The sequence below is a fragment of the Emticicia sp. GW821-FHT11C11 genome (assembly GCF_058808615.1).
This window is the reverse complement of the sequence record NZ_JBXARV010000001.1, coordinates 359,428-372,534: the sequence shown is the minus strand read 5'-3', so window position 1 is coordinate 372,534 and position 13,107 is coordinate 359,428. Positions and strand designations below refer to the sequence as shown.

The following is a 13,107-nucleotide window of genomic DNA, read 5'->3' as shown; positions in this document are numbered from 1 at the left end:
GGTCAATGTTAATTTCACTATGGTAGGAGGTCACAGTACAATATAAATAAGGGTAATTGCACATAAATATAAAGTATTCCCAAATAATAGTACCAAAATTGTTAATTGTTTATTTACAACCCAGTCGGCATGTTGGAATATTACCATTTCAGAACGTGACACATGCCCAACAAAAAAAGGGAGAAGCTTAGAGGCTTCTCCCTTTTCCGGTCAATAAGACCTTATCTTAATATTCCCACAAGTTATGCTCCAATTCCATCAATTCATTCTCCACTTGCTCCGATTTAAGTAGTCCTTCTCGAGCCGATTTATAAATATCTTCCAAATCTCTGTCAGCAGCATTTGATCTTTTGGTAATTCTACCACGGAACAAACGAAGTTCGAAAGCATCGGCAAGATTTTTATGCTGAGCAATATTAGCGGCATTATACCATATACATTTTGGATTTGAACGGAAATAACGGTCTAAGTCCTTATATTTGAAATATGCCACAGGACGGTCGAAACCTAAGGCGCCCGTTTGCGAAGCAGGAACAATAACACCTAATGACTGGATATCATAATACTGGCGTGACCGTTGTTTGTCAAAAATCCAGTCTTCCTTTAACTCGAGAATAGTCAACTGATGTGGGAAATACTCAGTAGCACCACCGAGAACTCCAGTAGAGTTTGAAACACCCGTACTGTCACCAGCTGCTTTATTACCACCCCAGCCATCATCATTGGTAGGAGTATTAGTAAATCCGGCATCCTTCTCTTCCTGAGATAATCCCCCTCCTGTTTCTTTAATCTGCAGGCGTTCACTGAATTGTTCCAGAGTTAATTTGGTAGTCAATGAATCATTGGTGTATGCATCAAGCAATCCTGCCTTTACTGCATCCATCAAATGTTTGGTTATCTCGCTTCCTTTCGCAAACAGTGGTTGATTTATCTTCTCTCTTAAGTCTATTTTTCTCCAAAGTGTTACTTTGTACATGATGTTTGTATCATGCACAGGGCGCAACGAAAGAGGATTCAACTGATTATTTGTTTTTTCCTGAGCTACTGCAAACTGGCTGGTTATCAATGCAATACCTAAAGCCAAGCCTTGTAATTTTCTCATTAGCCGAAATTTATTTATTATTTTTATTTCAAGTTGATTGTTGTAATCGCTGCACTTCCTATTTCAACCGACTCAATTTCTCCTTTAAAGTTTCTACGCTCTACTCTTTTCACTTCAATTACATAACGGTCGCCCGCTTGTGCTTGTTGCGCAAGGCCGGAAATATTTGCAGGACCACCATTAACCACTATATTACCCAAAGGTTTACTGCCACGAGCAAGGTAGACCTGGTATTCGGCTACACGGAAAGCAGCATCTTTAGGATTAGTTGTTTTAAAGTTCTCATCAGCTGCTGCTACTGCATTTATTACACGCAAAGCTGCCGCCGTTTCACCGCCTTTTTCGTTAAGTCTGGCTCCCGACTGATTGGTGAAATATATATCAGGCTTCGGTACACGGCGCACTCTGAAAGGGAAACTTTTTAACACATAACCACCATTGGTAACAGTCATGGTAACCTGCGCCGAATTAGGCACAACGGTTACTAGCCCACCATTGCCCGGAATAAACTCTGCTCCTGTTCCACCAAAAGTAGGTGCATACAAACTTCCTAAACCAGGTGACGAAGTCTGTAGTTCATTGGCACATTTGAAATATAATGGAGGCATCGACGCCGATTCAATCTGTACTGAAGGTTGCAATACTGTGTAAGACTCTTCTTTATCAACGGTTTTCATGCTTCCATCAGGCGCAGGATACGATACGCTGGCCTTGTAAGAACGGGTCAATCGTCCGTTTTTATCATACTCACCACCTTGGGCCGTCAATTCATAAACACCCTTACCGTCTTTTACAGGTAATGCGGCACCATTAATACTGATACGAGGTGTAATTGATTTAGAATAGGCTCCGATCGCTACCTCTGCATGATATTTTTGTCCGGCTACAACTGCACGTGCATCAGGAATAACTACCGCAAAGATTTCATCAAATTTAATCTCCTGAATACCTACCTGCTTAGCCAGATACTCCAACGCCTGAGCTTCTAAACGACGAACCTCCGACTGTTTCTGGCTCAATACGGCCAAAGCTGCCGGTACAGGTGTTTGTGCAAAGTACAATTCCGAAAAATCTTTCTTTCTGGTTGTTACATCGGTTTTGGCGAGTGCTGGGTCTTCAGAGGCATCAATTGCCAATTCAGATAGCTTCACATTCGGGTCACCAAGTTTTTGCAAAGTAACTGCGTAATCATTCAGTTTTTTCTTCAACTCATATCCCTTGCCGTTTTTGTTTGCTCCAACCATCAGTATAGCCACTTTCTCTTCTTCCGATGGGTTTTTCACTCCGCCGGTTTCAGCGTCAAAACCACCACCGGCATTAACCACTTCCTGCTTCAGGCTTCCTATATAACTATCAATTTCAGAAGTTATTTTTCTTACTTCATTAGCTTTACGCAAAACATCGGCATATTTTTCACCACCCGGTTTTTCGATTTCTTTCTTAATTGCGCCAACAGATTTCTCGTTTGTTTCATTAGCCGATACATTTGCTCTTTCCAGACTATTATTCAATAGCTGAAATTTCTGTAAAATAGCGTTACTTATCTGGAGTGCCAACATTGCCGTCAGAACGAGATACATCATATTGATCATCTTCTGACGTGGTGACTCTTTTCCGCCTGCCATATATATTAGAGTATTATACGGTTAGTAAAAATTTTAATTTTGAATTTCACATATCGGTCAATAGTGGCCGATAAAATTCAGTATACACAATCAGATTAATTACCTCTCATTGCCGACAGCATACTGCCGTAAACATTATTCAATGAGCTAAGGTTATTGGTCAATTTAGACATTTCTGACTTAAATTGCTGCGTTTCCTTAGAGGCCTCGGCCATATCCTGCATCGCTATGGTCAGGTTGCCGTAAAAAGCGTTCATTGCTTTCAGGTGTTTGTTGGTATCCTGAAGTTCTAATTCGTATACGGCATTAAGAGCACCCATATTCTGAGTGATTTTACCAAACTGGGCTCTGTATTCCTGCGCATCTTTTGTGGCATCTGCCATGCTATTCATAGCTGTTACAGCTGTGCCATAGGCGCTGTTCATGGCTGTAATCTGAGTTGATGCCGCTTTCACATTCTTAGCGTATTCGCTGGTGGCTACAGTGGCATCGCTGATATCGCTCATTTTAGCTACCTGGCCTGTCAGGTTTTGAATACCCGATTTAAGATTATCAAAAATATCAGGAGTAATTTTTGCATTAGCCAGCATATCGTCAAACTTCGCTGTCAAACCACTACCTTGAGCTGATACTGCACTTCTTCTGACAGGCTCACCCTGATAATCATCCGCTAATTCCGGATACGCTTTTTCCCATTGGTAGTCAACCGGTGGAAATAAAAATGATTGAATTGCATATAAAACGAAAATGAATGCCTCTGTTGCTAATCCAATGGGAAGCATAAATGCTAATGACTCATAGTGCATGATTTTACCCATTGCACCCAGAATCACAACTGCTGCACCTAATGCATAAATGGTAGGTACTAGTTTGTCCCAAAAGAAATTCGTATTATTCTTTGCTGCCATCTGTTTAAATAAATTAAGAGTTCTTTTATACTTTACTATAAATAAGGTTATTCGGTTACGAAATAAAGAAAATGGTGTTCTAATTAAAAAATTAAAGCCGTAATTTTATTTTAAGGCCTATTTCTATCTATTTAACACAATTGCGAAATATAAAGATAGCATTCATTATGAATACTGATTCTTTATACTTCGCAATCGCTCAATCATATTATTCTCTGCCAGGAAGACTGCCCAGGCGATCCATCACACAACGGAAACCGATGTATGAACGTCGCGCCTTACGATCTTCAAATGTGTTGGTACCTGTTTCAAGGAAATATGCCACATCTTTCCACGAACCACCCTTAATAACTTTTCTTGGCTCGTTGTCATCATTATAAACCGGGTTCAGGTCCCATGTGATAGGCATATAAGAGTCTGCATATGCATCCTGACACCATTCGGCCACGTTTCCGGCCATGTTGAATAAACCGTAATCGTTCGGATTAAAGGCATTTGACGGAGCAGTATAAGGATACCCGTCTGCACGGTAGTTACCGCGATACGGCTTAAAGTTAGCCATAAAACATCCTTTACCATTGGCAATATATGGATTACCCCAAGGGTATTTTGCGCCTTCTTTTCCACCACGGGCAGCCCACTCCCATTCTGCCTCAGAAGGTAGACGGAAGCTTGGTGAACGGTATGCTTTGTGCTCGGCTAAGTAAGTATTATATAGCTTTGTGCGCCATTTACAAAAAAACTGTGCGGCATCCCAACTTATACCTACTACCGGGTACATATCAAATGCCGGAGACCCATAATAGTTTTCGGTCATCTGGTCGCCGTTATGATAGGTAAAATCTTTTGTCCAGACCAGTGTGTCAGGATATAATTCAGACATAATAAATTCTTCACCGAGTACAGAGGCCGAATCTTCAATCATCCGGTTAACAAACTGACGATACTCATGGTTAGTAATTTCTGTGTCGTCCATATAAAAAGGCACAATGGTTACCCTTTTGTTCATCGAAACACGCGCCGACATTACGTCTTCATCTGCCTGACCCATCAATAAAGATCCGGATGGTATTAAAACCATGCCGTCAGGGGTAACTTGTTTGTATCCTTTCCGAGCATACGCGTTGATTTGCCCATTACGGATACCATCCCTTCCAGAATCACCACTTTTCCCTTTCTTTCCACCAAATAACCCACTAAGTGGATTCTTGCCTGAAGAACCACAACCTTGCATTATAATAATTGGGGCAACAATTAACAGACTTCTAAATAAGGTCTTAAGCGTTTGCTTGTTCATACGTGTAAAACAAGTTAATAATCTAATATTTTGGGGTACTTAACTCTACTCGTTGTAAAAACGAGGCTTATGAAATCATTATTGTATTTGCTTACAAAGTTATGAAAAAAATTGGATTTTGCGGGTAATCATCAACCTTTAGAGCAATTACTATATTAAAATCTCAATTCTTTGTTTTGTGGAAGTTAGTCAATCAATCAATGAATCAACCGAGGTTCAACCGGCTATTCAGGAAAATAGAAGACGCGCCTGATTCTATTATTAGGAGACACAGTTGCACCTAAATAATAATCTGAAAATTCAGAAATAAGAAGTTGAAAGCACCCTTATGAATCAATAGCGTTTTTTCCTGATTCGCTTTTAAAATCTCCACAGATACTATATTCCTAAAATCGCACCTAAGTTACAGGTATTGGCCGAAAACCGTTAATTTTTTTTTATCAAACAGGGTATCAACGCTTAATATCTATATCTTGGTGTGCGTATAATAGACTTTTTACCTGCACGAAGCGCCGATAATGAATAGCTTAACATTACCTCATGAGTAGTGGCGCTTTTAGCTTGCGTACCACTCATTACTATGTCTATGGCATATCCAACCCTTAAGCTGCCATTTAAAATATTGGCTCCTAAAAGCGTCGTTATGGCATCTCCTACCCGATAACTTCCGCCAACCCAGTAGGTATTATCATAAGTAGCTATGGCTCCGGCAGAAAAAGTCGTTAGACTCATGTTACTCAGATTAGAGCTTACAATAAACATGGGGCTCACATCTATCATATAAGAAACTCCAAACAGCATGCTACCCGTCAGGTAAGCACTTCGCTGTAGTGCATTAGTAGCAGTATTGGTAGCGAAGCCAAACTTGGGTTCATTTATATGATTAACTGATAAACCTAATGAATACCCTGGATTATAAAAATATGCCCCGGCTCCAAAATCAAATTCTGATTGGCTTACTATGCCGGTTCCTAACACAGGGTCATTGTCATCTCTTGGTCGTAACCGACCGTAATCTATCCCTCTTGTATAAAGCCCTCCGTTTACTCCTATTGCTAACTGGCTCTCTCCTACAGGAATATGGTAAGCATAAGCCAGTTTTAGGTCACGCTGGATACTCGCCCCAATTTTATCGTTCACAAAAGTAAGCCCTAGCCCACTTTTTATCATTTTTAAGGGAACATTGGCTGAAATCACCTGAGAAACAGGAGCCCCGCCATCATCGAAAGTACTTTGGTAGCCGGTATATTGTGTTCTGTAAATAGCCTGAAACCGCGTAACATTCTCTGAACCGGCAGTAGCCGGATTGATAAACAATTGATTAAAGTAATAATGGCTGAATTGCGTGTCTTGTTGAGCTGAAGCTGTAAAAAATGCCAAAGACAATATTAAAATGTAAATTTTTCTCATAATCGGCCCGGGGCTATTTCTGTTTTACTAAAGCAATATAAGCAAAAATACTATTTGCAAAAGTATAACGTTAAAAATTAGGCTAAACTTGTAGTTTAGCCTAATTAATTCTATCATATATGATTTGCCTTCTTTATGTAAAGCTCTAAGGCACCGGTCATCGAGGGCGCATTAGGAAGTGGCGCCTCAATGTCAAGAATATAACCTGCATCTCTAATGGCCTTGGCGGTGGTGGGTCCGAAAGCCGCCAGGCGTGTATTATTCTGCTGCCAGTTCGGGAAATTATGATCTAATGATGTAATACCCGATGGGCTAAAGAAGCAAATGATATCGTAAAAAACCTCAGTTAAGTCTGATAAATCGGCCGGTACTGTTTCATACATAATGGCCTCTGTCAGATGAAGGTCGTTCCGGTTCATGATATTGGGTATATCGTTGCTTCTGATGTTTGAACAAGGAAATAAAAATTTCTCGTTTTTATGTTTCAGAATCAACGCCTCTAAATCAGCGGCTGTTTTCTGGCCTACAAAAATCTTACGTTTTCTGATAACTATGTATTTCTGCAAATAATTGGCCGTCTGCTCAGAAATGCAGAAATACTTCATATCAATAGGTATCTCTATGCGCAATTCTTTAGCAATTCTGAAAAAATTATCTACCGCATTACGGCTTGTCAGAATAATAGCTGTATGCGCTAAAATGTCTATTTTCTGACGACGGAAATCACGATGATCTAAGCCTTTGACCTCTATAAAGGGTCGAAAATCTACGTTAAGATTGTATTTTTTGGCTAATTCAAAATAGGGAGACTTTTCGTCAGTAGGTCTCGCTTGGGTTACTAAAATGCTCTCGACTTTACGGAGGCGCTCTTGAAAAAGTTTATCTGTCATTACACTCATCCAAATTGCGGGTTTCAATTACAGAATTCTTATATTAATTTTTCAACAAAAAAAGTCAACAAATGGTGTCTAAAATAGACTTTCTAACTAAATCGCAAATCTGATTCCAAGCATAATAGGCAACAATTCGACAATGCAAAGGTACGAAATTAAATAAAGACTTGGAATGCTTACACTTCTATTTATAGTAAAATACACAATAAAGAACCGTATTAGGTAAAATAAAATGACCGGAGCATACAAATAAGCAGACCAGTTAAAATTGGTCGGGAAATACGCCAGAAACAAAACCAGTAAGACCAGAACGAGAATACTGTAGAAAATAATGGACGATTGAATAATTTTAAAATAATGTATGTCTACCACTTTTTCAAGATTAAACAACTGACCGATCAGACTGATAAAAAAGTACTTAAAGATAAGCGCAATAAACACAGCCAGACATATTCTGAAATAATTCGACGCCAATACACCAAAGGTTTCACCTTCTTGCAAGAAAGTTCTTCCGCCAAAAACATATATACCCTTGCTTTGCAACAACATATAAAAGAAACTTATAATCATGGCCAGCATAGCGATGAACAGAATATTCATACGACTCAACGGCCGGTTGATTAAAAAGGACTGGTCTCTCACCAAAGTCTTGAAAAGATCCTGCAGATTATAATATCTGTCAAAGGCTCTTACATAAGAATTGGACAAATATGTGAATATGACAAGTATAAATACAGAAACCAGTACGAAATAGTTCTTATAAGGCGTGGGCATGCGCGGCTGTGCTTTAATGCCAGACTCCGCCAAAACTATGGGCTTCTGGTTCAACTGGCGTTTATACCCCAGGTAAACATTTTTATGAGCAATATCAGACGACCCATATAAAGTAATGTAAATCTGCTGTTGATTATAGACCTTATACAGACTGTCAATACTTAACACAATCCATTTATTAACAGGTATTTTTTGTCTTAATGAACCATTGATAAACAAAAAATTATCCTCTTTCTGCACATGAATCAACAAATTGTATCCTCTATTACTTTCAATATCACAGAATACTGTGTGCGCGGGATAATTGATGTGTTGCTCGGAAATATAAGGGACATACGCTTTTGCCCGATCGCTGTATACGCGCCAATCGTCATGGTAATCATGCACTAAGTAATACTCTCCGTTTGGCCCCACGGTTCCGGCGAACAAGTTAAAGGAAAGCAACAGAAAAAGTATATAGAGGGCTTTTTTCAAACTGTTATGGAGAAATTTCTCGCAAAAATAACAAAAAAAGGTCAGATTTCTAAATCTGACCTTTACCATACGATAAAATTTTTAATTTATGCTCTGCCTAGTGCTTTCAACATAGTTGCTCCGATATCAGCCGGAGAAGCCACTACATGAATACCGCATTCGGCCATAATTTTCATTTTTGCAGCTGCAGTATCATCTGCGCCACCGATAATAGCTCCTGCATGACCCATACGACGACCCTTAGGGGCGGTCTGGCCAGCAATAAAACCTACTACAGGCTTAGTACCGTGCTCTTTAATCCAATGAGCCGCTTCGGCTTCCATGCCTCCGCCAATTTCACCAATCATTATGATACCCTCTGTCTCAGGATCATTCATCAGCAATTCTACCGCCTCTTTGGTAGTAGTTCCGATAATTGGGTCACCACCGATACCGATAGCTGTTGTCTGGCCTAAACCTGCTTTGGTTAGCTGGTCTACTGCTTCATAAGTAAGCGTACCAGATTTAGACACTACACCGATAGTTCCTTTTTTAAAGATAAATCCCGGCATGATACCCACTTTACATTCTTCGGCAGTGATAATACCCGGGCAGTTAGGCCCGATCAAACGAACGTTTTTACCTTGTATATAAGATTTAGCCACAACCATGTCTTTGGTTGGGATACCTTCAGTAATACAAACAATTACTTTGATACCCGCATCAGCTGCTTCCATAATTGCATCAGCTGCAAAGGCCGGTGGCACAAAAATAATTGAAACATCAGCTCCTGTTGATACTACGGCTTGTTCAACCGTATTGAATACCGGTTTATCCAAGTGCAACTGACCGCCTTTTCCGGGGGTTACACCACCCACTACGTTCGTACCATATTCTATCATTTGTCCGGCATGGAAAGTGCCTTCAGAGCCGGTAAATCCCTGTACAATTATTTTTGAATTTTTATTGACTAAAACGCTCATTATATCATTGATTAGATGATTAGTAGATTTTTTTCAAAATAAGAGCACTGCTGGCATACCAACTACTGGTTCTCTCATTTTTATGTAAAAGTAGCCTGAAATGAGAAAAGTGCAAAAGTTTTTTTAAAGCAAAAACCCTATGGCATCAACAACAAAATACAACCGATTGATAGTCAATTGATTACACAAAAGAACCTACAGGTTAAAAATTAAATCCCTTTGGTTTTTTACAATTATTTAATGGGAAGGTTTTATAACCAACACAACTAAGAAGCAGAGCAAGTAATTTGATAGGAAGGGTTGAATAATGGTTTATATAAAACAAACACATTAAGAGTAAGCTTGAATAGATGATGCAAATATAGAATATTTTCTATAAAAAATATAATCAATGATGGAAAATCGAAACAATTCTGCTCAATCGCCCCTAAAAATATTCGTTTCCGTTGTTAACTTTCTTTAAATCAACCGGTTAAGTCAGCACTTATTTTTATGAGGTAATGATGCCGGAAGATATTTTCAGCCACTGCCTGTTTCTGATTTCTCTAAAAGCACTACATTTGCAAAATCTCGAATCAATTATTCTTTTATTTCTTCTCAATGACGGTTCAAACCAACGTTTCGCTCAAGCCTTATAATACTTTCGGTATAGAAGCTACTGCTAAATATTTTGTTGAAGTTTCGGACATTGAACAATTACGTGCTATTCTGAGTGACCCTGCGTATCTGGCGATGGAAAGATTGATGCTCGGAGGAGGAAGCAATCTGCTGCTCACGCAGGATTTTAATGGCATTGTGATAAAAATTGCGATAAAAGGTATTGAAAAAATAAAAGAAACCGGGGAGAATATCTGGCTAAAAGCCGGAGCGGGCGAAGTGTGGCATGATCTGGTGATGTATTGTGTAAACCATAATTATGCAGGTATTGAGAACCTGTCACTGATACCCGGCACGGTTGGTGCGGCCCCTATGCAGAACATCGGCGCCTATGGTGTAGAGATTAAGGAAGTATTTGAAAGCCTGGAAGCTGTTGAAATTAAAACCGGGCAAATAAGAACCTTTACCAAAGACGAATGCCGGTTCGGGTATAGAGAAAGTATTTTTAAGCACGAAGCCAAAGGGCAATATGTAATAGTAAATGTAAATTTCAAGCTCAGCAAAACACCTGTTTTCCGTGTAACCTATGGTGCTATACAGGAAACTCTGGCATCGATGGGAACTGAGACATTAAGCATAAAAGCAATCAGCGATGCCGTTATCAGTATCCGTCAAAGTAAACTACCTAATCCTGCCGAGATAGGTAATGCCGGTAGTTTCTTTAAAAATCCCGAGATACCCAAAGCGCAATTCGATTTACTGAAAGAACAGTTTCCGGATATGCCATCCTATCCTGTCAATGAAAAAACCGTGAAAGTACCGGCGGGCTGGCTGATTGAACAGGCCGGATGGAAAGGCCAACGATTCGGCGATATCGGTGTACATGCCAAACAAGCACTGGTGTTGGTCAATTATGGCGGTGGAAAAGGCAGCGATATCAGAGACCTCTCTCAAAAAATTCAGAATTCGATTCTTGAAAAATTCGGTATTCAACTCCATGCCGAAGTAAACTTTATTTAAGCCAACGTTTTCTCTCTCTATTTATCTGTTTACAGAACCGCTGATCCGGAGGTTCCGGCCATTTATCATTCCTGCAAAATTTTTTTTATTTCTACGCAACCTCTGTGTTTGCTTTCTGCATCTTGTTTATGAAAAGCAACAAAAAGTCTTTTTAAAAACTCCGCGGCAGTTTTTTTAATATATCAGATTACACCATTATTAATTATTACTATTATGAAAACGCTTATAAAAACTATCGCCGCTTTAACTATTGTCATGACAGCCCACATAGGTGCTATGGCGCAGGATGAAGAAGATCACTTCGAAACTTCGAAGAAAAACTATAATAAAAGCTATAAAGAATACCGCTATAGCAGCAAAAGTCGCAACATGTTTTCACGCAGAGACTTTGGTTTATATTTAGGTTTGAATACCTTCGATACCCAGACTATGCCTGAATTAGACAACTGGAACTCACGCTATGTGGCCCTTAGCTGGAAGAAAAATCACCGCCTGATAACCGGCAACAAAGTAGACGTAGCCATGGGAACCGGGTTTGAATTTGCCTGGAATAACTACATGTTGAAAGACAATATCACATTGTCGAATCAGGTTGGAGGAGCCGATTTTGTAGAGGTAAAAGATCAATTGGATAAATCGAAAGTGGTGGTTACCAATTTCAATGTGCCTTTGATGCTACAATTTGGTTTTAAAGAAAGCAAATGGATATTAGGCTTAGGTGCTTATGGTGGTGCCAGAATTGACAGCTACACCAAAACCAAAGGAGACAACGGGACCAAACGCGACCACGGTGCTTTCAATATGAACAAGTTTCACTATGGATTGGCAGCAGAGTTAGGACATAAAAACTTTACACTCTTTGCCCGCTATCAGATGACACCTGTCTTTAAAGATAACAACCCTGTGAACGGCAACAGTATTATGTTTGGAATACGGTTGTAAGAACGAACATTCTCTAACGGTGCCACGCCTATACTCCAACGAGTATAGGCGTGGCACCGTTAATTTAGGTTGCTTGCTATCAGATTTTCTCAAAATCAAAACTTTGTATATCAGGCTCGACGTAACCCAGTCGGGCTTTTTTTGAAAACAGGTGCTCTCTGGAATAAAAAATGAAAGCGTTGTTTCTGTCAGCATATTTGCTTTGCAGAAATTGATTGCAAACTTGCTCAAACGATTGATTATCAATTAAATGCCTTATCCAGAACTCATTCAGCAGCCACACCCAGAAAACCGTGATGGTATCATGATACCCACTTGAATCAGTATTCTTGCCTCCTGTTGACTCATTATAAACCGGAATGTGTAAGCGCATTTCAGCTAAAGCCTTTTCGTAGCCCAGTTCGGCCACATACCACAAACCTGTAATCAGGTGAGCTTCGTGTGTCCAATCTGCCGACGGAAGCGTTTTACTAAGAAAGTTTTTTACAATGTAATCGAACTCCTTTTGGGAAGAAGGGATAAAATGAGCCATGAATGCAAAATTTTATTCTGAACTGTTGACAAAAAAATAAACATTCAACCACAATTCAAAATAATATTTGGCCATATTTTTCAATCAAGGATTTTCGATATATTTGTCAGAAAAACTGAAACACTATGGGCTCTATCTTCGACTTCACTCTGCTTCAACTCATTCAGGTTGCTATATCACTTTTTGCCGGAGTACTTTTTCTTCAGTCTGGTCTTGACAAGGTGATTGATTTCAGCGGCAATAAATCTTATATACAGAGTGTATTTGCCAAGACACCTCTCAGCAGTGTTTCTACCCTTCTGTTTATTGTTATTTTGATTCTGGAAGTATCGGCCGGAATACTCAGCTTTTTAGGCGGGATATACTACTACGTTGAAGGTCAGGCCGATTTTGCAATACTTGGATTGGAACTGGCTACACTTGCCATTCTATGTCTGTTTACAGGACAAAGAATTGCGAAAGACTACGCCGGAGCGGCCTCACTGGTTAGCTATTTCTTATTGATGGTTTTTGGCATTTATCTGTTTTCCTTACACGGTTAGGCTTTACTCACGATTTGAAAAATCGTGCC

12 protein-coding genes are annotated in these 13,107 nt (G+C 39.6%); 3 read left to right on the top strand and 9 right to left on the bottom strand.

What is annotated here, in order from left to right; translation table 11 throughout:
• Nucleotides 1–226 precede the first annotated feature (226 nt).
• The 8 genes from porN to sucD form a co-directional block, all read right to left on the bottom strand.
• Nucleotides 227–1,102 carry a type IX secretion system ring subunit PorN/GldN gene (gene porN, locus AC1RRY_RS01485; protein WP_492818688.1) on the bottom strand — a complete coding sequence of 292 codons (876 nt, stop codon included), beginning with the start codon at nt 1,100–1,102 and terminating at the stop codon, nt 227–229.
• 23 nt (nt 1,103–1,125) lie between these two features.
• Entirely contained in the window at nt 1,126–2,727 is a 1,602-nt protein-coding gene (porM, locus tag AC1RRY_RS01480; RefSeq protein WP_492818690.1) for a type IX secretion system motor protein PorM/GldM, read from the bottom strand.
• 95 nt (nt 2,728–2,822) lie between these two features.
• Entirely contained in the window at nt 2,823–3,635 is an 813-nt protein-coding gene (gene porL / locus AC1RRY_RS01475; RefSeq protein WP_492818692.1) for a type IX secretion system motor protein PorL/GldL, read from the bottom strand.
• 208 nt (nt 3,636–3,843) lie between these two features.
• A complete protein-coding gene (porK, locus tag AC1RRY_RS01470; protein ID WP_492818694.1) occupies nt 3,844–4,932 on the bottom strand; it encodes a T9SS ring complex lipoprotein PorK/GldK in 1,089 nt (362 codons plus the stop codon).
• A gap of 459 nt (nt 4,933–5,391) precedes the next feature.
• Complete coding sequence (locus AC1RRY_RS01465) at nt 5,392–6,342, bottom strand: PorP/SprF family type IX secretion system membrane protein (RefSeq protein WP_492818696.1); 951 nt, start codon at nt 6,340–6,342, stop codon at nt 5,392–5,394.
• A gap of 113 nt (nt 6,343–6,455) precedes the next feature.
• Nucleotides 6,456–7,241: a uroporphyrinogen-III synthase gene (locus AC1RRY_RS01460; RefSeq protein WP_492818698.1), complete on the bottom strand. Its 786-nt coding sequence runs from the start codon at nt 7,239–7,241 to the stop codon at nt 6,456–6,458.
• 87 nt (nt 7,242–7,328) lie between these two features.
• Entirely contained in the window at nt 7,329–8,483 is a 1,155-nt protein-coding gene (locus AC1RRY_RS01455; protein WP_492818700.1) for a DUF4271 domain-containing protein, read from the bottom strand.
• A gap of 86 nt (nt 8,484–8,569) precedes the next feature.
• Complete coding sequence (gene sucD, locus AC1RRY_RS01450) at nt 8,570–9,445, bottom strand: succinate--CoA ligase subunit alpha (protein WP_492818702.1); 876 nt, start codon at nt 9,443–9,445, stop codon at nt 8,570–8,572.
• A 600-nt stretch (nt 9,446–10,045) separates the two neighbouring features.
• On the opposite strand from sucD, the gene murB reads away from it, so the two are divergent.
• Both murB and AC1RRY_RS01440 read left to right on the top strand, forming a co-directional pair.
• On the top strand, nt 10,046–11,062 hold the full coding sequence (gene murB / locus AC1RRY_RS01445) for a UDP-N-acetylmuramate dehydrogenase (protein ID WP_492818704.1): 1,017 nt from the start codon (nt 10,046–10,048) through the stop codon (nt 11,060–11,062).
• 213 nt (nt 11,063–11,275) lie between these two features.
• On the top strand, nt 11,276–12,004 hold the full coding sequence (locus AC1RRY_RS01440; protein WP_492818706.1) for an outer membrane beta-barrel protein: 729 nt from the start codon (nt 11,276–11,278) through the stop codon (nt 12,002–12,004).
• Nucleotides 12,005–12,083: 79 nt separating this feature from the next.
• On the opposite strand, the gene AC1RRY_RS01435 is transcribed toward AC1RRY_RS01440, so the two are convergent.
• Complete coding sequence (locus AC1RRY_RS01435) at nt 12,084–12,536, bottom strand: hypothetical protein (protein WP_492818708.1); 453 nt, start codon at nt 12,534–12,536, stop codon at nt 12,084–12,086.
• Between the two features lie 125 nt (nt 12,537–12,661).
• Here AC1RRY_RS01435 and AC1RRY_RS01430 point away from each other — a divergent pair, with 125 nt between their 5' ends.
• On the top strand, nt 12,662–13,078 hold the full coding sequence (locus tag AC1RRY_RS01430; protein WP_492818710.1) for a DoxX family protein: 417 nt from the start codon (nt 12,662–12,664) through the stop codon (nt 13,076–13,078).
• Nucleotides 13,079–13,107: the final 29 nt, after the last annotated feature.